At 71.5% G+C, this 23,109-nt stretch carries 23 protein-coding genes; 16 read left to right on the forward strand and 7 right to left on the reverse strand.

Annotated elements, in window-relative coordinates; translation table 11 throughout:
- The first annotated feature begins 81 nt into the window (after positions 1 to 81).
- From sp36 to DQ384_RS16325, 4 genes are read left to right on the forward strand one after another with little or no spacing between them, the layout of a single operon-like run.
- Positions 82 to 237: a Sp36 family protein gene (sp36, locus tag DQ384_RS16310; RefSeq protein WP_114029780.1), complete on the forward strand. Its 156-nt coding sequence runs from the start codon at positions 82 to 84 to the stop codon at positions 235 to 237.
- Positions 234 to 695 carry a RidA family protein gene (locus tag DQ384_RS16315; protein ID WP_114029666.1) on the forward strand — a complete coding sequence of 154 codons (462 nt, stop codon included), beginning with the start codon at positions 234 to 236 and terminating at the stop codon, positions 693 to 695. Before sp36 ends, DQ384_RS16315 begins: the two co-directional genes overlap by 4 nt.
- Positions 696 to 750: 55 nt before the next feature.
- Positions 751 to 1,584, forward strand: a complete 834-nt coding sequence (locus DQ384_RS16320; RefSeq protein ID WP_181871245.1) for an NUDIX hydrolase — start codon at positions 751 to 753, stop codon at positions 1,582 to 1,584.
- On the forward strand, positions 1,581 to 2,378 hold the full coding sequence (locus tag DQ384_RS16325; protein ID WP_114029667.1) for an MBL fold metallo-hydrolase: 798 nt from the start codon (positions 1,581 to 1,583) through the stop codon (positions 2,376 to 2,378). Before DQ384_RS16320 ends, DQ384_RS16325 begins: the two co-directional genes overlap by 4 nt.
- 98 nt (positions 2,379 to 2,476) lie before the next feature.
- On the opposite strand, the gene DQ384_RS16330 is transcribed toward DQ384_RS16325, so the two are convergent.
- Positions 2,477 to 3,157 carry a Crp/Fnr family transcriptional regulator gene (locus DQ384_RS16330; protein ID WP_114029668.1) on the reverse strand — a complete coding sequence of 227 codons (681 nt, stop codon included), beginning with the start codon at positions 3,155 to 3,157 and terminating at the stop codon, positions 2,477 to 2,479.
- Positions 3,158 to 3,349: 192 nt separating this feature from the next.
- On the opposite strand from DQ384_RS16330, the gene nth reads away from it, so the two are divergent.
- Positions 3,350 to 4,006, forward strand: coding sequence for an endonuclease III (gene nth, locus DQ384_RS16335; RefSeq protein WP_114029669.1), 657 nt, complete (start codon positions 3,350 to 3,352; stop codon positions 4,004 to 4,006).
- A gap of 82 nt (positions 4,007 to 4,088) precedes the next feature.
- Positions 4,089 to 4,736 (forward strand): NUDIX hydrolase, encoded by a 648-nt coding sequence (locus DQ384_RS16340; RefSeq protein WP_114029670.1) that lies wholly within the window; start codon positions 4,089 to 4,091, stop codon positions 4,734 to 4,736.
- A gap of 50 nt (positions 4,737 to 4,786) precedes the next feature.
- Here DQ384_RS16340 and DQ384_RS16345 read toward each other — a convergent pair whose 3' ends face one another.
- Entirely contained in the window at positions 4,787 to 5,431 is a 645-nt protein-coding gene (locus tag DQ384_RS16345) for a HEAT repeat domain-containing protein (RefSeq protein WP_114029671.1), read from the reverse strand.
- A 62-nt stretch (positions 5,432 to 5,493) separates the two neighbouring features.
- Here DQ384_RS16345 and DQ384_RS16350 point away from each other — a divergent pair, with 62 nt between their 5' ends.
- Entirely contained in the window at positions 5,494 to 6,684 is a 1,191-nt protein-coding gene (locus tag DQ384_RS16350) for a MarP family serine protease (protein ID WP_114029672.1), read from the forward strand.
- Here the strand turns inward: DQ384_RS16350 and DQ384_RS16355 are convergent.
- From DQ384_RS16355 to acs, 4 genes are all read right to left on the reverse strand, one after another.
- Positions 6,681 to 7,175 carry a DUF309 domain-containing protein gene (locus DQ384_RS16355; RefSeq protein ID WP_114029673.1) on the reverse strand — a complete coding sequence of 165 codons (495 nt, stop codon included), beginning with the start codon at positions 7,173 to 7,175 and terminating at the stop codon, positions 6,681 to 6,683. The genes DQ384_RS16350 and DQ384_RS16355 overlap by 4 nt on opposite strands.
- Before the next feature lie 29 nt (positions 7,176 to 7,204).
- Complete coding sequence (locus tag DQ384_RS16360; protein ID WP_114029674.1) at positions 7,205 to 8,131, reverse strand: alpha/beta fold hydrolase; 927 nt, start codon at positions 8,129 to 8,131, stop codon at positions 7,205 to 7,207.
- Positions 8,132 to 8,136: 5 nt separating this feature from the next.
- A complete protein-coding gene (locus DQ384_RS16365; RefSeq protein ID WP_114029675.1) occupies positions 8,137 to 8,643 on the reverse strand; it encodes a phage holin family protein in 507 nt (168 codons plus the stop codon).
- Positions 8,644 to 8,891: 248 nt separating this feature from the next.
- Positions 8,892 to 10,868, reverse strand: coding sequence for an acetate--CoA ligase (gene acs, locus DQ384_RS16370; protein ID WP_114029676.1), 1,977 nt, complete (start codon positions 10,866 to 10,868; stop codon positions 8,892 to 8,894).
- 932 nt (positions 10,869 to 11,800) lie between these two features.
- Here acs and DQ384_RS16375 point away from each other — a divergent pair.
- From DQ384_RS16375 to DQ384_RS44170, 9 genes are all read left to right on the forward strand, one after another.
- Positions 11,801 to 12,736, forward strand: coding sequence for a Fic family protein (locus DQ384_RS16375; RefSeq protein ID WP_114029677.1), 936 nt, complete (start codon positions 11,801 to 11,803; stop codon positions 12,734 to 12,736).
- A 1,315-nt stretch (positions 12,737 to 14,051) separates the two neighbouring features.
- Positions 14,052 to 15,092, forward strand: a complete 1,041-nt coding sequence (ssd, locus tag DQ384_RS16380) for a septum site-determining protein Ssd (RefSeq protein WP_114029678.1) — start codon at positions 14,052 to 14,054, stop codon at positions 15,090 to 15,092.
- Positions 15,093 to 15,324: 232 nt separating this feature from the next.
- Positions 15,325 to 16,485: a TadA family conjugal transfer-associated ATPase gene (locus DQ384_RS16385; protein ID WP_114029679.1), complete on the forward strand. Its 1,161-nt coding sequence runs from the start codon at positions 15,325 to 15,327 to the stop codon at positions 16,483 to 16,485.
- Between the two features lie 36 nt (positions 16,486 to 16,521).
- Positions 16,522 to 17,238: a type II secretion system F family protein gene (locus DQ384_RS16390; protein ID WP_245966524.1), complete on the forward strand. Its 717-nt coding sequence runs from the start codon at positions 16,522 to 16,524 to the stop codon at positions 17,236 to 17,238.
- A 155-nt stretch (positions 17,239 to 17,393) separates the two neighbouring features.
- Complete coding sequence (locus DQ384_RS16395) at positions 17,394 to 18,209, forward strand: type II secretion system F family protein (RefSeq protein WP_181871246.1); 816 nt, start codon at positions 17,394 to 17,396, stop codon at positions 18,207 to 18,209.
- A gap of 112 nt (positions 18,210 to 18,321) precedes the next feature.
- Positions 18,322 to 18,504 (forward strand): histidine phosphatase family protein, encoded by a 183-nt coding sequence (locus DQ384_RS16400; RefSeq protein ID WP_220182978.1) that lies wholly within the window; start codon positions 18,322 to 18,324, stop codon positions 18,502 to 18,504.
- A gap of 378 nt (positions 18,505 to 18,882) precedes the next feature.
- Positions 18,883 to 19,179 (forward strand): DUF4244 domain-containing protein, encoded by a 297-nt coding sequence (locus DQ384_RS16405; protein WP_114029680.1) that lies wholly within the window; start codon positions 18,883 to 18,885, stop codon positions 19,177 to 19,179.
- Positions 19,180 to 19,704: 525 nt separating this feature from the next.
- Positions 19,705 to 20,040, forward strand: a complete 336-nt coding sequence (locus tag DQ384_RS42915) for a TadE family type IV pilus minor pilin (RefSeq protein WP_245966543.1) — start codon at positions 19,705 to 19,707, stop codon at positions 20,038 to 20,040.
- A 138-nt stretch (positions 20,041 to 20,178) separates the two neighbouring features.
- A complete protein-coding gene (locus tag DQ384_RS44170) occupies positions 20,179 to 20,520 on the forward strand; it encodes an Rv3654c family TadE-like protein (RefSeq protein WP_425451456.1) in 342 nt (113 codons plus the stop codon).
- Between the two features lie 79 nt (positions 20,521 to 20,599).
- Here the strand turns inward: DQ384_RS44170 and DQ384_RS16420 are convergent, their stop codons facing one another.
- Positions 20,600 to 22,954, reverse strand: coding sequence for a DEAD/DEAH box helicase (locus DQ384_RS16420; protein ID WP_114029682.1), 2,355 nt, complete (start codon positions 22,952 to 22,954; stop codon positions 20,600 to 20,602).
- Positions 22,955 to 23,109: the final 155 nt, after the last annotated feature.

Raw genomic sequence — 23,109 nt, forward strand, 5'->3', positions numbered from 1 at the left:
CGCCGGGCCCGGATACGCAGGTGACCCGTGGGACGGACGGGCCCGCCACCCCGCCCCTCCGGGTCCGTCTACAGTGCCACCATGAAGCGCTTCGAATATTCCACGGTCCCTTTGCTGACCCATGCCACCAAGCAGATCCTCGACAACTGGGGACAGGACGGCTGGGAGCTCGTCACCGTCATTCCCGGCCCGAACCCCGAGCAGCTCGTCGCCTACATGAAGCGGGAGAAGGAGTGAGCACGCCCGAGGAGCGCCTCGCCGGGCTCGGGCTGACGCTGCCGGAGGTCGTCGCGCCGCTGGCCGCGTACGTGCCCGCCGTGCGCACCGGTAACTACGTGTACACGTCCGGCCAGCTTCCGATGGTCGACGGCAAGCTGGGCGTCACCGGCAAGGTGGGCGCCGAGGTCGATCCCGAGCTGGCCAGGGAGCAGGCCCGCATCTGCGCGCTGAACGCCCTGGCGGCGGTCGCGTCGGTGGCCGGTGGGTTGTCGAACATCGTGCGGGTCGTCAAGGTGGTCGGGTTCGTGGCGAGCGCGCCAGATTTCACCGGCCAGCCCGGGGTGGTCAACGGCGCGAGCGAGCTGCTCGGCGAGGTCCTGGGCGAGGCGGGGCGCCACGCGCGCAGCGCCGTCGGCGTCGCGGTCCTGCCGCTGGACGCCCCCGTCGAGGTGGAGCTCATCGCCGAGGTCGGATGATCCGTGTCACCATGGTCCGGCCGAGCCCCGGCCGGTTGGATCATGTGGAGGTGGCATGAAAGGCATCCCGCTGCCCGGCGAGATCGGCGTTCACGCGCGGGCGGTCCTGGCCGGCGAGATCGCCCCCGTGCCCGCCCGGGACGCCGCGACCGTCGTGCTCCTGCGCTCCGCGCGCGCCGGCGTGGAGGTCTACATGCTCAGGCGCGCCACGAGCATGGACTTCGTCGCCGGCGCGTACGTCTTCCCGGGCGGCTCGGTCGACCCGCGCGACGACGACCAGAGCCTGGCCTGGGCGGGCCCGGCCCCCGAGACCTGGGGCCGCGTGTTCGGGGCGGACGTCGCCACTGCGCGCGGCCTGGTCTGCGCGGCCGTGCGCGAGACGTTCGAGGAGTCGGGGGTGCTGCTCGCCGGGCCGAGCGCGGACACCGTCGTCGCCGACACCACCGGGGACGACTGGGAGGCCGACCGCGAGGCCCTCATCGCGCGGCGGCTGTCGCTGGCCGAGTTCCTGAACAAGCGCGGCCTGGTGCTCCGGGCCGACCTGCTGCGTCCCTGGGCGCACTGGATCACGCCGGACGTCGAGCGCAAGCGGTTCGACACGCGGTTCTTCGTGGCCGCGATGCCGCCCGGCCAGCGCACGCGCGACGTGGGCGGCGAGGCGGACGAGGTGGCGTGGCTGCGTCCCGATCAGGCGCTGCGCCGGGCGCAGGACGGGGAGATCTGGCTCGTGCCCCCCACGATCCGCACACTCACCGAGATTTCGGCGTTCGCGGACGTCCACTCCGTCCTCGCCTGCGACCGCGAGATCGTCACCGTCCAGCCCCGTGTCGCCGAAGTGGAGGGCGAGATGTGGCTGGTCATCCCCGACGGCCATGATGGGGTGTCATGAGCGGTCTGCGAATCCCCCTCGACGGCCCGGACGGCTCCGGGACGGCGCGCGCGACCAACGTGCTCGCGCCCAACGCCTCGCCCATGACCCTGGACGGCACGAACACCTGGGTGATCGGCGAGCCGGACGCGCCGTCCGTCCTGGTCGTGGACCCGGGGCCCGACGACGAGGGGCATCTGCGCCGCGTGGCCGGGCACCTGGAGGGCCGTCGCGTCGAGGCGATCCTTCTCACCCACGGGCATTCCGACCACAGCGGCGGCGCCAAGCGGTTCGCCGAGCTCGTGGGCGCGCCGGTGCGGGCCCTCGACCCCGCGCATGTGCTCGGCGGCGAGGGGCTGCGGGACGGCGACGTGGTGACCGGCGGCGGCCTGGAGTTGCGGATCGTCGGCACGCCCGGCCACTCGTTCGACTCGCTGTGCTTCTATCTGCCGAGCGACGAGGCGATGCTGACCGGGGACACGATCCTCGGCCGAGGGACGACGGTGATCGCCCCCGACGGCGACCTGGCCGACTACCTGCGCAGCCTGGACCGCCTGCGGGCCGGCGCCGAGATCATGTCCGCCCGGGCCCTGCTGCCCGGGCACGGGCCGGTGCTGCCCGAGCCGATCGAGGCCCTGGACGCGTACATCGCGCACCGGCGCGGGCGTCTGGAGCAGATCAGGCGGGCGCGGCGGGAGGGCGCGCGGACGCCGGCCGAGATCGTCGACGTCGTGTACGCCGGGCTGGAGGACGGGCTGCGTCCGGCGGCCGAGATGTCGGTGCGCGCGCAGCTGGCGTACCTCGACGGAGTGTGATCGTCACAGTCTGTGATCGACGCAGGTCGCGATCGACCTGGCCTTGATGGACGCGGCCCTGGATGGACGCGGGCCTAGATCGCCCGCGGGGCGTTTCGCTACCGGGAGCGGGCGTAGAGGCGGTCGGCGTCCATGATGACCACGGCCTTGGCCTCGATGCGCAGCCAGCCACGCTGGGCGAAGTCGGCGAGCGCCTTGTTGACGGTCTCACGTGAGGCGCCGACGTACTGCGCCAGCTCCTCCTGGGTGAGGTCGTGATGGACCCGCAGCCCCTCCTCGGTGCGCTGGCCGAAGCGCTCGGCCAGGTCGAGCAGCGCCTTGCCCACACGGCCCGGCACGTCGGTGAAGACCAGGTCGGCCATGACGTCGTTGGTGCGCCGCAGCCGCTGCGCGAGCGCCCGCAGCAGGTGGAGGGCGACCTCAGGGCGTCCGGTGAGCCAGGGGCGCAGGTCGTCGTGTCCTAATCCGGCCAGCCGGACGTCGGTCAGGGCGATGGCACTGGCCGTGCGGGGGCGAGGGTCGAACAGGGAGAGCTCGCCGAACATCTCGCCCGGCCCGAGCACGCTCAGCAGGTTCTCGCGCCCGTCAGGGGCGGTGCGGATGAGCTTGATCTTGCCGTCCAGGACCACGTACAGCCTGTCGCCGGTCTCCCCCTCACTGAACAGCGTCTGGCCCTTGTGGAGCTCGACCTCCGAGATGCCCGTACGCAGCGCGGCCGCCCCCTCGCGGTCGAGCGCGGAGAACAAAGGGGCCTTATGCAGCACGTCGTCGGTATTCACGGTGCCCTCCTCGTTCCGGTGTCGCGCCCACACGACTGCGCGCCACGCTTGGGGATCGCAGCGCTGCTAGACATTGTGACGTACCGCATCAGGGAACTCTCAGGGAGCCCGTCCGCGTAGGCTGTCGGGGTGCCCCGCAACGTGACCTCCGCTGGGGAGTCCCGGCTCGCCTTGGTGCGCCGAGCTCGGCGAATGCTCCGAATCCTGGCGGAAACGTACCCAGACGCCCACTGCGAGCTCGACTTCGGCAACCCGCTAGAGCTGCTGGTCGCGACGATCCTCTCCGCGCAGTGTACGGACAAAAGGGTCAATCTGGTTACTCCAGTACTTTTTGCCAAATATCGATCAGCCGCTGACTATGCAGGAGCCGACCGCGCGGAGCTGGAAGAGATCATCCGCTCCACCGGGTTCTTCCGGGCCAAGGCCAACAGCATCATCGGCATGGCGCAGGTCGTCTGCGAGCGCTACGGCGGCGAGGTGCCCGGCAAGCTCAAGGACCTGGTCACGCTGCCCGGCGTCGGCAGGAAGACCGCCAACGTCGTCCTCGGCAATGCCTTCGACGTGCCCGGCATCACCGTGGACACCCATTTCCAGCGGCTCACCCGCCGATTCGGCTGGACCACCGAGACCGACCCGGTCAAGATCGAGCACGCCGTGGGGGAGCTGATCCCCAAGAGCCAGTGGACCATGATGTCCCACTACCTGATCTGGCACGGCCGCCGCATCTGCCACGCCCGCAGGCCCGCCTGCGGCGCGTGCCCCCTCGCGAGCCTCTGCCCGTCGTACGGGGAAGGCCCCACGGATCCGGCGCAGGCCGCCAAACTGGTCCGTCCCGGGCCGTTCTCCTAGAACGGGCTCCGGTACGCGGTCGCTTCTCCCGCGGGGAAGCAGCCGGATGGCGCCGATGTTGCTCCCCGCAGGAGGTAAAGGCATGAGTTCTCCCGTCCCCGGCTGGCTGACCGACCTCGCGGCGACCGCCGTCGACCGCCCCGTCCCCGCCCCCTTACGGCCCCCCGCCAGCGGTGGACGCGCCGCGGCCGTCCTGCTCCTGTTCGGCGAGTCCGCCGACGGGCCGGACGTCCTGCTGATCCAGCGCAGCGCCCGGGGCCGCAACCACGCCGGGCAGCCCGCCTTCCCCGGCGGCGGCGTCGACCCCGGCGACGGCGGGCCGGTGGGGGCGGCGCTGCGCGAGGCCGAGGAGGAGACCGGCCTCGACCCGAGCGGCGTCCACGTCGTCGGCGTGCTGCCCGAGCTGTACGTCGTGCGCAGTGACAACCGGGTGACGCCCGTGCTGGGCTGGTGGCACACGCCCTGCGCCGTGCACGCGGCCTCGCCCGACGAGGTCGACGCCGTGGCCCGGGTGCCGATCCGCGAGCTGGCCGACCCCGGCAACCGGCTGCGCCTGCGCCTCCCCGGCGGCTGGGCAGGCCCGGCGTTCCGGGTACGCGGCATGCTCGTCTGGGGCTTCACGGCGGGCATCCTGGACGACGTGCTGGCGCTCACGGGCTTCGAGCGGCCCTGGGACGCCCGCAGGGTGGAGGAACTGCCGCCCGAGACGCTCCGGCTCGCCGCCCGCTAGAGGCAGGCTCCGGCTCGCCGCCGCTGGAGGCCGCGGTGTTCTAGGGGGTTCTAGGGGAGGATCAGGCCGAGCGCCGCCCAGTCGGCGACGTCGTCGTCCGGATCCCTGGCCAGGCGCCGCAGCGCCGCGAGCCCCGCAGGGTCCGGCGGCCGGCCGAGGACGTGCGACAGCGCGTACGCGGCGCCGTACCGCACGGTCGGGTCCGGATGCGTCGCCAGGTCGATCACCGACGGCAGCGCCCTCTGGTCGCGCAGGTGACCGAACGCGATCAGGACCGCGTGCAGCACCCGCACATCGTCCTCACACGCCGCGAGATAGCGCAGCACGGACAGGGTCTTGTCGATGAAGGGCCGCTGCGGCGCGCCGAGCTCGCCCAGGATGTCCACCCCGAGCACCCTCTCGGCCCGTGAGTCGCTGGCACAGAGCCGCCTGGCCTCGGTGAATGCGTCCAGGTCGCCCCGGGCGTGCAGGACGGCCACGGCCTTCCAGCGGACGGGGCCGTCCGGATCCTCGTCGGCGAGCGCGATGGCGATCAGCTCGCCGACGGTCCGCGACGTCAGCGTGTGGAGGGTGTCGGCGTTCACCACCGGGCGGTGCCGCGCGCCGGCCGCGCTCCCGTGGGACGGGGAGGCGCGGGTGCCCGTGCCGGGGTGCTCGTCCGTGCGGCCCTCGCTCGATCCCCCGATCGATACCATGCCGCCAACGATATCGAGCCAAGGCGTGCACGGCGTGTGGCCGCGCTGGATACCGTTGAAGCGTGAGCGGCGATCTCCTCGACTTCATCCTGATTGTTCTCGTGATTGCCTTTGCCGTGTCCGGCTACCGGCAGGGGTTCATCATCGGGGCGTTCAGCTTCATGGGCTTCGTCGGCGGAGGCTTCCTCGGGGTCCTCATCGCCCCGCCGATCGCCCACGCGGTCGTCGGCGCTCCCACCGACCAGGCGCTGCTCGCGATCGTCATCGTGTTCCTCGCCGCCGTCATCGGCCAGTTCGCCTTCTCGACGATCGGCGCCGTCGTCCGCAGCCACATCACCTGGGAGCCCGCGCGCACGGTGGACGCGCTCGGCGGCACGTTCACCAGCGCGTTATCGGTTCTCGTCATCGCCTGGCTGATCGGCTCGCTGCTCTCGGTGGCCCCGTTCCCATGGCTGCGCCAGCAGACCAACGGCTCGCTGCTGCTGCAGACCGTGGACTCGGCCATGCCCCAGACGGCCAAGGACTGGCGGCTCTCCTTCAAGAAGTTCGTCGACACCTCGGAGTTCCCGCAGGTCTTCAACGCCATCGGCAACGGCGGCATCATCGACGTCCCGCCGCCGGACGCCAGCGTGGTCAAGGGCGCCGGGCTGGTACGCGCCCGGCGGGGCATCGTCAAGGTCCAGGGCACCGCGCCGTCCTGCCGCAAGCGCATCGAGGGCACCGGCTTCGTCTACGCGCCGCACCACATCATGACGAACGCCCACGTCGTGGCCGGGGTCACCCAGGATCTGCGGGTCACCGACTCCAACCGCGCCGGGCACGACGCCCGGGTCGTCCTCTACAACCCCGATCGGGACATCGCCATCCTGTACGTCCCCGACCTGGACGTGACCCCGCTGAAGTTCGACTACACGCCAGAGGACCAGGGCAGCGCGATCATCGCCGGGTTCCCGAAGGGCAAGGGCTTCACCACCGAGCCGGCGCGGCTGCGCGGCAAGCAGACCGCCACGGCGGCGGACATCTACTCGCGCAAGACCGTCACCCGCCAGGTCTACGCCATCCGCGGGCTGGTGCAGCAGGGCAACTCCGGCGGGCCGCTGCTCACTCCCACGGGGCAGGTGTACGGCGTGATCTTCGCGGCGGCCACCGACCAGCCCGACACCGGGTACGCGCTCACGGCCGACGAGGTGCGCCCCGACGCCGACCAGGGCAGCGCCGCCGTCGCCCGGGTGGACACCCAGGACTGCGACTAGCCGGCCCGCGCGCCCGACCTGAGCAGGTCCGCCACCCGCGCGATCGCGGTCGCGGGGTCGGCCGGCGGGTGCACGGCCAGGTCCCCGGCCACGCGGACGACCTCCGGGAGGTCCACGGGCGGCGGCCCGGCGACGTACTCGGCGGTCCTGGCGGCGCCCCGGGCGAGCAGTGTGGACGCTCCCCGGGGGTTGCCCCGCTGCAGGTGCGTCAGGCCCACGCAGATCTGGGCGAGACCCTGCCAAAGGGGACGCTCGGCGGCGGGGCCGGTCTTCCACCGCGCCTCCAGCACCTCGTGCGCGTGGAACGGGCGTTCCCGGTCGAGGTAGCCGGCGGCGTCGGCCAGCGCCTGGCCCGCGCTCGGCGCGTAGTCGTCAGGGACGCGCTCCACGCCGGGCGCCCCCACGGGCAGGGGACGGCCCAGCGCGTCCCTGGGCCGGGCGCTGCGGGGCCGCCCGAGAGGATCCCTGTCCCGTCCTGGTCGCCCGTTCACAAGCCCTCCCAGGTCATCCTGTGGCCTCCTCACCGGTCCGGCTCGGGGTCGCGGAGCCAGTTCAGAAGCTCCTCGTCGAACTGCTCGGGCCGCTCCTCGTGCGGGAAGTGCCCGGCCCCCTCGATCAGCCGCCAGCGGTAGGGCGCGGCGACGTACCTGCTGGACCCCTGCGCCGTACGGGGCAGCGTGCACGAGTCGAGCGAGCCGTGCACCTGCAACGTCGGCATCTCCAGCTCGGCGCGCATCAGCCTGCGGTAGCGCCTGCCGTCCGGGCGGATCTGCGAGCGCACGAACCAGCGGTGGTACTCCAGCGCGCAGTGGGCGACGGTCGGAATGCGGAAGACGTCCCGGTAGGTGCGTGAGACGTCCTCCTGCGGCCACTCCGGGCCCGACCACGCGTCCAGCAGCCGCCCCACGCGGGCGGCGCCGTTCTTGGTCAGCCGCCGCTCGGGAAGCAGGGGGAGCTGGAACCCGAACAGGTGACCACTGGCCTTGAGCTGCCCGAACGGCTCGGTCAGCATGGCCTGGCGCAGCCGCAGCGGGTGCGGGGCCGACACAGTGACCAGGCGGCGCACCACCTTGGGCTCCATCGCCGCCACCGTCCAGGCCACCAGGCCGCCCCAGTCGTGGCCGATCACGACCGCGCACGTCTCGCCCAGCGCGCGGACCAGGCCCGCGATGTTGCCCGCGATCGTCGGAAGGTCGTACCCGCGGGGCGGCTTGTCGCTGGCGCCGTACCCCCGCAGGTCCACCGCGACCGCGCGGTACCCCGCCTCGGGGAGCGACCGGAGCTGGCGCCGCCACGTCCACCAGAACTGGGGGAAACCGTGCAGCAGCAGCACCAGCGGCCCCTCGCCCGCCTCGGCGATGTGGAACATGCCGTTGCCCGCGTGCACGGAGCGGTGCGTCCAGGGCCCGGGGATGCGGGCCAGCGACTCGTCGGGACGGGCGGCCATCGGACTCACGGCCGCGGGCTCGGGCGCCCGGGACCGCCCTCGCCGGTCACCGGGAGGTGGTGGTGGCCCACCGCCCCGGCGCTGGACGGCCGCGGCGCGCGCCCGTTGACCGCGGCGGCCTCGCCGGCTTCCAGGTCGACGACGTCCTTCAGGTTCTTCAGGCTGCGCGCGGTGCGCTTCATGCCGGTGAGACCCTTCAGACGGCGATATCCGACGAAACCCAGCAGAAGCGCCACGACCAGGTAGAAGGCCGTCACGATCGTGAACGCCAGCCACTGCATCATGCCGAGCTGCACAAGCCCGTAGGCGATCGCGAACGACGCGAGGATCAGGCACAGGTGCAGCATGAACGCCGCCACGCCGAACAGCCCCGCGGCCGTGCCGACGCGCTTCGCGTCGAACTTCAGCTCCGACTTCGCCAGCTCGATCTCGGCGCGGACCAGGGTGGATATGTGGTTGCTCGCCTGGGCGACGAGGGCGCCGAGAGATTCCTCCTCGGGTGGTGCGGCCATGTTCGCTCTCCTATCGGATCTTCGGACACATTCATCCTGCGTGATGTCGCCTATCGTCGCGCTTCCCGGCCCGGCGGACGACTATCACGCCCCGCGCCACGTGTGTCCCGTGCGAAAAGCGTAGGGCGCGGACCCGCAGCCGGATCCGCGCCCTACCGTGCCTATGGCCGCGCCTTCGGCTCGGCGGTTCGGGGCGCTGTGCCTATGGCCGCGCCTCCGGTACGGCGGTTCGGGGCGCCCCGAACAGGTCAGTCCTCGGTCGGGGCCGAGGGGAGCTTCTCGGAGATCAGGTTCATCACCGAGCTGTCGGCGAGGGTGGTGACGTCGCCGATGCTGCGGTTCTCGGCGACGTCCCGGAGCAGGCGTCGCATGATCTTGCCCGAGCGGGTCTTCGGCAGCTCCGGGACGACCAGGATCTGCCGGGGCTTGGTGATCGGGCCGAGCGCCTTGGCCACGTGGTCGCGCAGCTCCTTGGCGATGTCCGCGCTCTCCTCCGCGCTGCCGCGAAGGATCACGAACGCCACGATGGCCTGGCCGGTGATCGGGTCGGTCGCGCCCACGACGGCCGCCTCGGCGACCTTCGGGTGGGACACCAGCGCCGACTCCACCTCGGTGGTCGAGATGTTGTGGCCGGACACGAGCATGACGTCGTCCACGCGGCCAAGCAGCCACAGGTCGCCGTCCTCGTCCCGCTTCGCCCCGTCGCCGGGGAAGTACATGCCGTCGAAGCGCGACCAGTAGGTGTCGACGTACCGCTTCTCGTCGCCCCAGATGCCGCGCAGCATCGACGGCCACGGCTCGCGCACGACGAGGAAGCCGCCGCCCCCGTCCGGGACCGACGCGCCCTGGTCGTCCACGACGTCCGCGACGATGCCGGGCAGCGGGCGCATCGCGGCGCCCGGCTTGGCGGCGGTGACGCCCGGCAGCGGGCTGATCATGATCGCGCCGGTCTCGGTCTGCCACCAGGTGTCCACGACCGGGCAGCGCTCGCCGCCGATGTGCTCGCGGTACCAGACGTACGCCTCGGGGTTGATCGGCTCGCCGACCGACCCGAGGACGCGCAGCGAGGACAGGTCGAACTTCGCGGGGATGTCGTCGCCCCACTTCATGAACGTGCGGATCGCCGTCGGCGCGGTGTACAGGATGGTGACGCCGTACTTCTGGACGACCTCCCAGAAACGCCCCTTGTGCGGCGTGTCCGGTGTGCCCTCGTAGATCACGCTGGTCGCGCCGTTGGTGAGGGGGCCGTACACGATGTACGAGTGCCCGGTCACCCAGCCGATGTCGGCGGTGCACCAGTAGACGTCGGACTCGGGCTTGAGGTCGAACACCGCGTGGTGCGTCCAGGAAGTCTGCGTGAGGTAGCCGCCGGTGGTGTGCAGGATGCCCTTGGGCTTACCGGTCGTGCCGCTGGTGTACAGGATGTACAGCGGGTCCTCGGCGTCGTGCTGCGGGGCCTCGTGCGCGTCGCTCTGCCGGTCGACCAGTTCATGCCACCAGACGTCCTTGTCCGTGACCTGGACGTCCTGGCCGGTGCGGCGCACGACGAGCACGTGCTCGATGCCCGGGCACTCGGCGACGGCCTCGTCCACGGTCGGCTTGAGCGCGCTCGGGGCGCCCCGGCGGTAGCCGCCGTCGGCCGTGATGACGAGCTTGGCGTCGGCGTCCTGGATGCGGCCGCTCAGCGCGCTCGCGGAGAACCCGCCGAAGACCACCGAGTGGATCGCGCCGATGCGGGCGCAGGCCAGCATGGCGATGGGCAGCTCGGGGATCATGGGCATGTAGATGGCCACGCGGTCGCCCTTGCCCACCCCCAGCTCGGTGAGGGCGTTGGCGGCCTTGCTGACCTCGCGCAGAAGGTCCGAGTACGTCAGGGTGCGGGTGTCGCCGTCCGGCTCGCCCTCCCAGTGGTAGGCGACCTTGTCACCGCGCCCCGCCTCCACGTGGCGGTCGACGCAGTTGTAGGCGACGTTCAGCGTGCCGCCCAGGAACCACTTGGCGAACGGCGGGGTCCACTCCAGGGTGGTGTCCCAGCGGCGACCCCAGCTCAGGCGGTCGGCCGCGCGCTCCCAGAACCCGAGACGATCTCCCGACGCCTCCTCGTAGGCGTCGGCCGAGACGTTCGCAGATGCAGCGAGGCCGGCGGGTGGCGCGAAGCGCCGGGTCTCGTGCAGCAGGTTCGACAGGGTCTCCTGGGTCTCGCGACCAGGGGTTTCCGGGGCCACAACGTACTCCTTCAGATGGCCTGGCTCGATACGGCTGGATCCAACTTCACCAGTCTGGGGGCTGTGCGGACAAGGGGGACGGACGGGCGACGCCGGGCCGTCGACCCTCCGCTGCGGTTCACAAACGACTTAACCCGGAGTCACAAAAGCAGCGGATTCGTTGTGGGAATGATATCGAAGGATAAATGCGGTAGTAGCAAGAGCGTTTCTCTCGTCCTCTCGTTGAACGGTACGAACCGCGCGCCGAACGGTCTTGCCCATTCGCGGATCGTGTGCGCGCCGGGGCGACTCTTGACCGTTCCCCGCACTTGTCGTGAACCGCCCGGTGGTGGCAACGGGTGACGCCGGACCGTACTTGACCCTGTGTTGACCTGCGCTGAGACCTACTCGCCGGTAGCTCCGTGGCCCAGGTCACACTTCGCGCCGGTACGGGGTGCCGTGCCCCGGAGTGGCCGATGCCGGGGCTTTGCATCGGTCCCGTACGCGCTTCCCCCGGTGTGTTGCCCCTGAGGCTGATGTGGCGATCACCGCTGGACGAGGTGGGCAGATGTGCGGTGACCGGTGGGAACGAGGCGCTCAGCGGGGACATTGGGGCGACCACCCGCTTTTGGGTCTCCGTACGGTCTGGTTAAGGGGCATTTCGGGCCTGGACGGGGTCGGTTCGGTGCGGCGCGACCATGAGTACCCATCGGTACGAGGAACGACCCCACATCCGCCTGCACTGGGCCGCCCAACCGGCGTCCGCCCCCCTGCCCGTCGCTCGTCGGCCGCCCGCCGCCGGGAACGGTTCTGGACGGTGGGAGTGGTGCTGCGGCTCGGTGCGTCCTTGGCCGACGGTCCGCGGGCTCTGGTCGTCGGAGGTCTGCCGTGTCCGGGCGGCCATCGGCGGGCTCATCGAAGCCGCGTTCTACCCGCGGGTAGGGTCAGGTGGCGTGAGCGACCCATTGGCTGTAATCGCCGAACTGCCCGGTGTCCCCGAGGCCGTGCGGGAGGCCCGTGCCGCGGTCGACCGTCTCTACGGCCACCGCGTCCTGCGCCGCCGCCGTCCCGAGGTGACCGCGGAGTCCGCCCTGCGCGGCGCCCGCGCGTCCGCCGCCCTGGAAGGGGCCGACATCCCGCTGGACGTGGTGCGCTCCGGGCGGGCGGAATCGGCCGTCGTCCAGGGGGCGCTGCGCGTGTCCTCCGAAGTGGGACGCCTCGGCGACATCTGGCGCACGGCGCCGCGTCAGGTCCTCGCGCGGCTGCACGTCCTGGCCGCCGCCGGACTGGTGACGGACGAGAGGCTCCTCGGACGGCCGCGCACGGACGCCGCCCCGCCGGCGGGGCCGTCCTCCGCTGAGCCTTCGGTCTCGCCTTCCGCTCCGCCGTCGCCGGCGTCCTCCTCCTCCTCGGCCCCATCGCCCGTTGCGTCCGATGTCTTCTCCCATGTCCGACCCGGCGTTCCCTCCGGCCTTCTCGACCTGGACGCGGAACTCGGCCTCGGCCCGGCTCCCGGCTCGGAGGCCACGGCCGCGCGTATCGCCTCGCTGGCGGCCCTGATCAGCGCCCCCTCCGAGGCGCCCGCGCTGGTGCTCGCCGCCATCGTCCACGCCGAGATCGTCGTGCTCAGGCCCTTCGGGACCGCCGACGGCCTGGTGGCCAGGGCCGCCGAGCGGCTGACGCTCGTCGAGTTCGGCCTGGACCCGAAGTCCCTCGTCACTGTGGAAGCCGGCCACTTCGAGCGGCGCGAGGCGTACGGCGAGAGCCTCAGGGGCTACCTGAAGGGGACAGCCGAGGGCGTGGGGGGCTGGGTGCGGCACTGCGCGGAGGCCGTCCGGCTGGGGGCCCGCGAGACCACCGCCGTCTGCGAGGCGCTGGAGCGGGGTTGACCAGGAGGCTCTGGGGGGACCGTTGGTCACGGTGAAATCCGCCCGTCCCCAACCCGGTCCGCGCCGTTCGATGGAACGATCTTTCCAGGCATGTTGCGCCGGTCGGGTGCCCGGACGTGACCGTGTGGAGCTCATGTCCGGGGCACAGGTAACGGCCTGGTGACCTGATCGGCCCGGAAACGGGGTTTTCGGCTCCCACGGACACGTCCGCGACGACGTGATGGCGGGTCGGCGCCCGCTGTGTCGCGCAGTGCAAGAACGCCGGAGCGGCTGGCCTGTGACGAGAAGATCTGCATCGAAAGGCAGGCCGTGGAGGAAAACTTCAGGGGCCTCGGCGCCTTACCCGCTGACCCTGCACGCAAGCGAACGGCGTCCCGGGTCGGGGACGCCGTCGCCAGTACGCCACACCGGGTTACCAAGCGTGCACCTCAAATTGTCGGATCGGGTCAAGCCCGTCTCGACACGCCTCCCGCGGCTGGTCGCGCGTGGGTGCCCGGTGGCCGTACTCGGACACTAGGTCCGTGTCACCTTTCTACGTCGGATTCGACCTGATGGGAACCCCCCGCGACGAGACCTTTACTGACTCGTGGACGGCCGGGACTCTCTGTGGCACGGGCCCGCAGGTGGCCGCCCCTCCTGGTGCGCGCGGGTTCGCGGAGGTTCCTGACAGTCGGCTGTGAAGCCCCTGGTGATCACCGACGGTGATGGGCCCCTGAGGGCCGATTTTCGCGTACTTCCAGTAGCCGATCCGCTACGGCAGAAAAAAACTACTGGAAATTAGAGATTGCTCCTCGACGGAACTCAAGTTCATCGGGCACCATACGTTGGTGTCCGCATGACTGTGGCGAAGGTGCTTGGCCAAGTTTTGGTACTCCCCTGCCGCGTCACGGTCGCAGACGAAAGCTTTCTTCGAAAACGGGACCGGCTCTACCCCCCCGGAGCCGGACCGGTTGGCGACCCCCGCTCTCCCCCCCCGGCGGGGGTCGCCCTAATTTCTCCCCGAACCACCCGCGCATCGGGTGTCCCCATCCGGCTCCGCGCCGGGCACGGCCCGTCCGGTCACGGTGCGAGCCCACCCGCCTGGCCTCCGCGCCGCAATCTGCGACCTTGGCCTGTCGGCGCGGGGTCTTTGAGGACCGGGGGTCGGTCCGCGCTTGTGCGACGGCGTCGCCGCGTACGGAGTCGGTCTTCGCTGTGGATAACGGCCCGGTGTGCGCCCGGTGGTGGCGAAGTTATCCACAGAATCTCGTTCGGGACGTCGGGGCCGGTGCGGGTTTTCGCAAGGTGGGCTCCCAGCGAACGAGGGAGACGACCCATGCACCGGCCTTTGGTGATCACGGAAGACCAGGAGCTGCTCGACGATCTTCTCCGCGTGGCGGCGGCCGCCGGCGTGGAGATCGACGTCGCGCACGCGGCTCCCCACGCACGCCCGTACTGGAGGCGCGCCCCGCTGGTCGTCGTGGGCGTGGACGCCGCCGACGCCCTGGCCGCCACGGGCCCTCCTCCGCGCACCGGGGTCCTCCTCGTGACGCACGCCCCGGAAGACCCGGAGGTGTGGCGCCGATGCGTGGCCGTCGGAGCGCAGGCCGTGCTCGAACTGCCCGCTGCGGAACGGCGGCTGGTCGACGAGTTCGCCGTGGCGTCCGAGCCCCTGGTCAGAGCCGGGGAGACCATCTGCGTCGTCGGAGGCAGAGGGGGCGCGGGCGCCAGCGTCCTGGCCGCCTCCCTGGCGCTATGGGGTTCCCGGCGCGGTCTGCGCAGCCTGCTGGTGGACGCCGACCCGCTCGGCGGCGGCATCGACGTCGTCCTCGGTCAGGAACAGGCCACCGGCGCCCGCTGGCCGGACATCGTCGAGCGCGAGGGCCGGGTCAGCTTCGCGGCCCTCCAAGAGGCTCTGCCGACCTTCGGAGAGCTGACCGTGCTCTCCTGGCACCGCGGCGAGTCCCCGCCCATCCCTCCCGAAGCGATGCGCGCCGTCCTCGGGGCGGCGCACCGCGGCTGCGATCTGATCGTCGTCGACCTTCCCCGCCACATCGGCCCGGCGGCCGCCGAAGCCCTCTCACGCGCCGCCTCGACGCTCCTCCTCGTCCACGCGGACGTCCGAGGCGTCCTGGCGGCGTCCCAGGTGCTGATCGAGCTCCGCCGCCACACCTCGTCCCTGGCGGCGGTGGTCCGCGCGGGGGCGATGCGCTCCGACGTCATCTCCACGTCCCTCGGCATCCCATGCGCCGGCGTCCTCCCGGACCAGCGCGGTCTCACCGAGGCCCTCAACCGGGGAGACGCGCCCGGGATCGGCCCCCGCACTCCTCTCGGCCGCTTCTGCGCCGACTTCCTCAACGAACTGGAACCCCGATGAGCCGCACGGCCGTCGACGTGCCACCCGTGACGGCCCCCGCGGCGTCGCGACGAGATGGCCGCGGCAGCGAACTGGAACCTCGGAGGACATTCACGGTTGTCGGTGTGCCGCCATTGACCGGGGCCGCGGCGGCGGGACGGGACGACGGCGGTGCCGGCGCCTGTGTGCGGCGAGTCGCTGGGTGTGCGCTCACGGGCATCCTGACGGATCGGCTGTACCGGCTGGATCGCCAATGAGCCGGCTGAGCGTGTCACCAGAGCTCGTCGAGGCCGTCAGGGTGCGGCTGGCGAGGACGGCGACGGAGCCGTCCGCCGCCCAGGTGGCCGCCGCGTTGCGTGCCGAGCGGGCGGTGCTCGGCGACGCGGAGATCCTCGCGGTCGCGCGCGCCCTGCGTGCCGACCTGATCGGAGCAGGCCCGTTGGAGCCCCTGCTCGCCGAGCCGGACATCACCGATGTCCTGGTCAACGGCGCCCGCGAGGTGTGGGTCGACGATGGCCAGGGGCTTCGCCGCACCTCGGTGGTGTTCTCCACCGAGGACGACGTCCGGCGCCTCGCCCAGAGGCTCGCCGCGGCGGCGGGAAGACGCCTCGACGACGCGTGCCCGTACGTCGACGCCCGCCTCTCCGGCGGCGTACGGCTGCACGCGGTACTCCCACCTGTGGCACCCGAGGGCACGTGTCTCTCCCTCAGGCTGCCGCCCCGCAGATCGTTCACGCTGGAGGAACTCGTTCCCGGCCACGGCGCCGTGGCGCTCCGCGCGATCCTCGCCGCGCGGCTCGCCTTCCTCGTGACCGGCGGAACTGGAACCGGGAAGACCACGCTTCTGTCCGCCTTGCTGTCCCTGGCCGATCCCGGCGAAAGGCTGCTCCTGGTCGAGGACTCCTCCGAGCTACGCCCGGTTCACCCCCACGTCGTCCGCCTGGAGACCAGACCGTCCAATCTGGAAGGCGTCGGAGAGGTGAGCCTTCGCGATCTCGTTCGCCAGGCCCTGCGCATGAGGCCCGACCGGCTGGTCGTCGGCGAGGTACGAGGTTCCGAAGTAGTCGATCTTCTGGGCGCGCTCAACACCGGACACGACGGCGGTTGCGGCACGCTGCACGCCAACAACCCCGCCGACGTCCCCGCCAGGCTGGAGGCGCTCGCCTGCGCCGCCGGGCTGACCCGCGAGGCCGTCCACAGCCAGATCGCGGCGGCGCTCGACGCGGTGATCCACGTGGTCCGAGACCCCGGCGGCGGGAGGCGCAGGGTCGCCGAGATCTGCCTGGCCGAGCGTGCGCCCGCCGGGTTCGTCCAGATGGTGCCCGCCCTGATCTTCCCCGCCCGCGGAGACCCTCACCCGGGCCCGGCCCTCCCCTCCCTCCTCGCCCGAGCCCCTGGCGCGGTGACCCCATGAGCCGCCTGCCCGACCAGCGCCGCCCGGGAGTATGACGTGTTGACGCTGGCGGTGCTCCTGGCCATGGGTGCGGCGCTGATGTGGACCGGCCCCTCACGAGAAGACGTCCGGCTGCGCGCGTTGGTGCGCTCACAGGACGAGACGGCGTGGTGGTCCGGCCCCCGCCTGGCGAGGCTCGCCCAGCGGACCGACCGTGCGCGGCGCGCCGCCGAGTGGCGCAGAACGTCGATCGAGCTCTGCCAGGGCATCGTGGCCGAGCTGTCGACCGGTCGCACCCCGGGAGAGGCCCTGGTGCGCGCGGCTTCGTGTCTGGACCCTCCCGATCCGGGCGTGCTCCGGCCGGTGGTCGCGATGGCCCGCGACGGCGGAGACGTGGCCTCGGCCCTGGAGCGCGCCGCCCCTGACCCCGGCGGCGAAGGCCTCGTCCGTCTCGCGGCCTGCTGGCGCGTCGGCCTCACCGTCGGTGGGGGGCTGGCCGCGCTGATCGAACGACTGGGCGCCTCCCTACGGGAGGCGGAGGCACACCGCGCCGAGGTGACCGCCCAACTGGCGGGTCCACGCTCCACGGCGCGCCTGCTCGCCGGACTTCCGGCCCTCGGCCTGTTGCTGGCGGCGGGCCTGGGCCTACGCCCGCTCTCGTTCCTCTTCGGCAGCCCCGCCGGCTTCGCATGTCTCGCGGTCGGCGTGCTGCTGGACATGGCAGGCGTCTGGTGGACCAACCGGCTGGCGGCCCGCGCGCAACGGACGGATTGACGCGGGTTCCGAGTTCGCCGCGCCTCCGGTCGTTCCTCTTGAGGCATGGCTGAGAGCCGGGAGACGGTCACGACGACGCGCCGTGATCAGCCCGTTCGCCCTATCCACCTCCTACGAGCGCGGCGCGTGGTGCCGCTCGCCCGATTGGATGCCCGATGAACGTTCTCCTGGCCGCTGCGGCGATGGCGCTCGCGGTATGGCTGTGGGTCACCCCATGGGATCCAGTTGAACGGCTGGCCGGTCTGTGGAGCAGTGACCTGCGGCATCTGAAGCAGAGGTTCGGGCAATCATCGGACGTGGCCCCGCGCGTGTCCGAAGTCCGGAGGGCCTTGGATGCAGCCACCGAGTCCGAGAGCGGCGGGCGAGGCCCGGAGGCCGTTCGGGAGGCGTTGACCCTGGCCGCGACGGCCCTTGGTGGCGTGCTCTTCGTCGGCGGATGGCCAGGTCCGGTGGTCGGCATCGCTGTCGGTGTGGTGGTGGTGGTCATCCGCCGTCGCCGGATGCCGGGCGACGTGCGCGGACGACAACAGCGCATCATCGCCGATCTTCCCTACGCCCTTGACCTCATGGTCGCCTGCCTGCGAGCGGGTCAGCCCGTCGGCGGCGCTGTCGAGGCCACGGCCCAGGCGATACGGGGTCCTCTGGGCGAAAGCCTCGCACGGGTCAACGGCCGGCTACGGCTCGGCGCCAGTCCGGAATCCGCCTGGCAGGTCCTGGAATCGGACCGTCCGCTGGCCGCGCTGGCGCGGGGAATGACACGGGCCGCGCTGAGCGGGGCACCGGTCGCCGACGTGCTGGCGCGGCTGGCCGATGACGCGCGTCAGGAGTCCCGGACCGCCTCCTCCGCCGCGGCCCGGCGCGTGGGCGTCCAGGTCGTCGCACCTCTCGGGCTGTGCTTCCTGCCCGCCTTCGTCTTCCTGGGGATCATCCCGGTCGTCGCCGGCCTCGCCGCCCAGGTCTTCCCTGGCTGATCCGGGCCACCGTGCTCAACACCACAGCACCTACGTGCGGGGCGCCGGGTGACGTCGCACTCCACTCTGCGGAGGGCCAGGGATGCGTCAGGGCCGCGATTAGCGTGGGGCCATGTCAGTAGAGATCGTGTTCGAGACGCATTCCTGGAGCGAGGACAACGATCGAGGGATCGCCACCGGGTGGCGGCATGGACGCCTGTCCGAGCGGGGCAGGCGCCTGGCCGTGGAACTGGGCGACCGTCGGCGTGAGGACGGCCTCACCGCCGTTTTCACCTCCGACCTCACGGCCCCGTAGTCGCGGTGTCGCAGCCGCTCATTCCAGGCCGGGCATCCGAGCCCGGCATCTGGATCTGAGCATCCGGCCTCGCCCCGTCTTCCCCTTGGCGTCCTGCGTACTCACTCGGATCTGCCGTCCGGATGCCTCGCATGTCCCTTCATCACCCGGCCCGCTTGGCTGTCGCGCAGAGCTTGGGAGCGCGTTCTCGCAGCTGGCGACGCTGACGAGCTGTCTCGTGGGCGGGTTATCCACAGGCTGTGCCGCAGAGCGGACTCTTCATCCACAGAATCGCGCTCGGCCCCGAATTCGCCTGGTCGTCTGGGCCATTCTCGTCTCGCCTGCCGGGGCCGGTGGAGGTCGTTCACCGGCCGCGATGACGACTCAAGGGGAGGTCCGATGGACAGGTGGATCCACGCATGTGGTCGGCGCACACCAGTGGTGCGGCTGATCGGGAGGGGGCTCACGGCCGGGCGTCGGCTGCGGAGGTGGGGCGAGCGGTTTCGCGGCTCCAGGCTGCGGCTCACCGTAGTGGCGCGCCCGAGGGGCGAGGCGGGCATGTCGACCGCCGAGTACGCGGTCGGAACCATCGCGGCCTGCGCGTTCGCCGGCCTGCTCTACAAGATCGTCAGTAGCGAGGAGGTGCGGAAGATGCTCTCGGACGTCATCGGCCGAGCGCTGAAACTGGCCACCTGAGGCCTGAATGCGGTCCGTTCCTTGGGCGGCGGCCTCCGCTAGGGGCGGGGTCCTCCTAGGGCGGAGGCCGTTCAGGACATGGTCCTCTTAGGGCGGAGGCCGTCCAGGGCGGGGCCGTCCTAGGACGGCCTGGCCCGGCTGCCGTACAGGCGGACTGGCCCAAGGCACTCGGTCCGTGCCCTTGGTGACATCACGTTGATCACGATCGGCGTCCATCTTACGAGCGCGACGCCAGGACGACCGGCGTCCGGCGGGCCGGGGCAACCATCCGTCGGACGCCGGTCGCCCGGATTCTTTGGATCTGAGGTGGCCATGTTGGGTGCAGCTTGTACCGGTTGGTTCTGGAGGGCGGGCTATTGGCGGGTTCGCCGGGGCGCGGGGTCGTGGGGGCCGGTCAGCCGGTTCATGGGGGTGTGGCGGCTCGGGGTCCTACTGGTGCCCGTCTTTGGCCGCCGGTTTTCCGGGTTGGGTGGTCGATGGGCTCGGGGAATCCGGCTGTCGGACAGGGGGTCGGTGACCGCGGAGATGGCTGTGGCCTTGCCCTCGCTGGCGCTCGTGCTCGGGGCGGCCTTGTGGGCCCTCACGGTCGTCGGCGCCCAGATGGAGTGTGTCGACGCCGCCCGTACGGGGGCGAGAGCCGCCGCGAGGGGTGAGCCGCTGGAGGCCGTGCGCCACGCCGCCGCACGGGCCGGGCCTCCCGAGGCGACCGTCTCGGTGGTCCGTCAGTCAAGGACGAGTCGCGTCACCGTCTCGGCCTCGATACGGCCAGGCTGGGCCATCGCCGTACCCCCGATCTCAGTGAGCGCGTCGGCGGTATCCGCCACAGAGCCGGGTGCGGACGACCCTACGACCCTCCCGTAAAAGGTGATGCTCTCCGGTTCCGGTGAAGCGTGTGGAGGGTCCTGAAGGTCTGGTGAGAAGGCGGTGGTGTTCGTGGTGGGCCGCGTGCGCAGAGGCTCGGGCAGGGGATCGGGGACGCGGCGGGTCTCGTTGAGGGGTGTGGCCGGGGATCGCGGGTCGGCCACCGTCTGGGTGCTCGGGCCTATGGCGCTGGTTTGGTTGCTGGCCGGGGTGATGCTGCTGGCGGGGGTGGCGCGGGTGGGGCGGGACCGAGCGCAGTCAGCGGCCGACCTCAGCGCGCTGGCGGGGGCGGGGCAGGCGCTCGCCGCTCCTGAACGGGCCTGCCGCCTGGCGGGCGATATCGCGCATGCCAACGGCGCCAGTCTGAGGAGGTGTGTCGTTGATGCCGGAGTCGTGGACGTCAGCGTGATCATCCCGTTGAAGCTCCCTTGGGTGGGTCGGCGATCGATCACGGCAACGTCCCGAGCCGGCCCTCGCTGACCCGTCCCGCCTCCAGCCGGGGTGGTGGCCGATTGGGTTCGGGTCGGCGTGCTGGGGTGGGTGGCGGCGACGTCCCGGATCACCGGGCTTGCTGGGAGTGGTGGTCCTGTGGTCCGGGTGGGGCCAGGAGGATTCGGAGGAGGGTTAGGGCGCCTTGTTTGTCCAAGGGGTCGTTGCCGTTGCCGCACTTGGGGGACTGGATGCAGGACGGGCAGCCTCGTTCGCATTCGCAGGAGGCGATGGCCTCGCGGGTGGCGGTGAGCCAGTCGTGGGCGCGGGCGTAGCCGCGTTCGGCGAAGCCGGCGCCGCCTTCGTGGCCGTCGTACACGAAGACCGTGAGCAGGCCGGTGTCGAGGTGTACTTCCGTGGAAACGCCGCCGATGTCCCAGCGGTCGCAGGTGGCGAAGAGCGGGAGCAGGCCGATGGAGGCGTGCTCGGCGGCGTGCGCGGAACCGCCGAGGTCGTACCCGGCCGCCAGAAGCGGGGCCACGGCCTCGGGCGGCAGCGTCCACCACACGGCCCGCGTCCGCAGGGTGCGCGGCGGAAGGTCCAAAGGCTCCTCGCCGAGCACTTCGCCGCTCTGCGCGCGGCGCTTGAGGAACGAGACCACCTGCCGGGTCACCTCCACGGTGCCGAAGTGCAGCTCACCGGGCCCGAAGGGGTGCGACCGCAGGGACTCCAGCACGGAGATGTCCGTGACATCCCTGGCGAAGGTGGAGTAGTCGGGCGTGGCTTCGGAGACGAGGGCGACGCTCGCGTCCAGGTCGAGCAGGTCGACGAGGTAGGTGTCCCCCTGGTGGAGGTACACCGCTCCCGTGTGGACGGCGGTGTGGGCGGACGGCTCGTCCACCGTGCCGAGCAGCCGTCCCGTGGACGACTCCACGACGTGCACCGGCGGACCGCCCGAGCCCCGGATGTCGGCGAGGTTGGCCGCGCGGTCACGGCGGGTCCAGAACCAGCCCTGGGCACGCCTGCGCAGCAGCCCGCGCCGGACGAGGTCTTCCAGGACCTCCTCCGCCGAGGGGCCGAACACCGGCAGGTCTGCCTCGGTCAGCGGCACCTCGGCCGCCGCCGCGCACAGGTGCGGCCCGAGGACGTACGGGTTGTCCGGGTCCAGCACGATCGCCTCGACCGGTCGCCCGAAGAGGGCTTCGGGGTGGTGGACGAGGTAGGTGTCGAGCGGGTCGTCACGGGCGATGAGCACGGCGAGCGCGTCCTGGCCGTCACGGCCGGCGCGGCCCGCCTGCTGCCACAACGACGCCCTGGTGCCGGGCCAGCCCGCGATCAGCACGGCGTCCAGGCCCGAGACGTCGATGCCGAGTTCCAGCGCGTTGGTGGTCGCCAGGCCCGTGACGGCCCCCGACCGTAAAGCTTTCTCCAACAATCGCCGGTCCTCGGCGAGGTACCCGGCGCGGTACGCGGCGACCTTGGCCGGAAGCTCGGGGGAGATCTCCTCCAGGTTGCCGCGCGCGATGAGCGAGACCGTCTCGGCGGCGCGGCGCGATCGGACGAAGGCGAGCGTACGCACGTCGTCGATCACCAGGTCGGTCAGCAGGTCGGCGGTCTCGGCCGTCACAGTGCGCCGGACGGGGGCGCCCCCCTCGCCCCGCAGATCGGTCAGGGGCGGCTCCCACAGCGCGAAGGTGGTGGAACCCCGGGGAGACGCGTCCGAGGTCACCTCGGCCATCTCAAGCCCTGTCAGGCGCATCGCGGCGACTGCGGGGTCGCTGACCGTGGCCGAGACGAGGATGAATACCGGACGCGAGCCGTACTTGGCGCATATCCGGCGCAGGCGGCGAAGGATCTGGGCCACGTGCGATCCGAAGACGCCGCGATAGCCGTGGCACTCGTCCACGACGACCACCTTCAGCCGCCGCCAGAAGGACGTCCACGCCGAATGGTGGGGCAGCATCGACCGGTGGAGCATGTCGGGGTTGGTCAGCACGTAGTTGGCGTGCCGCCGCACCCACTGGCGCTCGTCGGGCGGGGTGTCCCCGTCGTAGGTCGCCGCCCGCACCTGTTCGAGCTCCAGCCGCCTGAGCGACCGAAGCTGGTCGGCGGCGAGGGCCTTGGTCGGCGTCAGGTAGAGGACGGTGCCTCCGGAGAGGATCTCCGACACGGCCGGCACCAGGTAAGCAAAAGATTTTCCCGAAGCCGTACCTGTGGCAATGATCACGTTTTGGCCACGATGTACCAGGTCGGCGGCCATCGCCTGGTGCTCCCAGAGGCCGTCCACGCCCAGATTTCTCATACGGCTGACGAGGGGCTCCCCAACCCAGTCCGGCCAATGCACATGACCCGCCTGACGTGCGGGAACGTGCTCCACATGGGTGACACGCTCCCGGCGTGCGGGTGCCGCGAGCAGGCGCGTGAGGATCGGGCCTGGTCGCCGTGAGGGTGAAGTAGTCGCAGTCACTGGTTTCCAGTTTGGCATCTTGGGGGAGAGTCGCCCGGAGTCGTGATTTCGTATAGACACGAAGACGGGGCGTGGTTGAATGCCGCGCGTCAGGGTATTGCGCGCTGGGACCTGGGGTCCCAGCATGTCAGACCCCTCGTCGTGGACTCAGCAGGCAAGGCGCTGGAGGATCT

It is taken from the genome of Sphaerisporangium album, assembly GCF_003323745.1.
GTDB classification, from domain to species: domain Bacteria; phylum Actinomycetota; class Actinomycetes; order Streptosporangiales; family Streptosporangiaceae; genus Sphaerisporangium; species Sphaerisporangium album.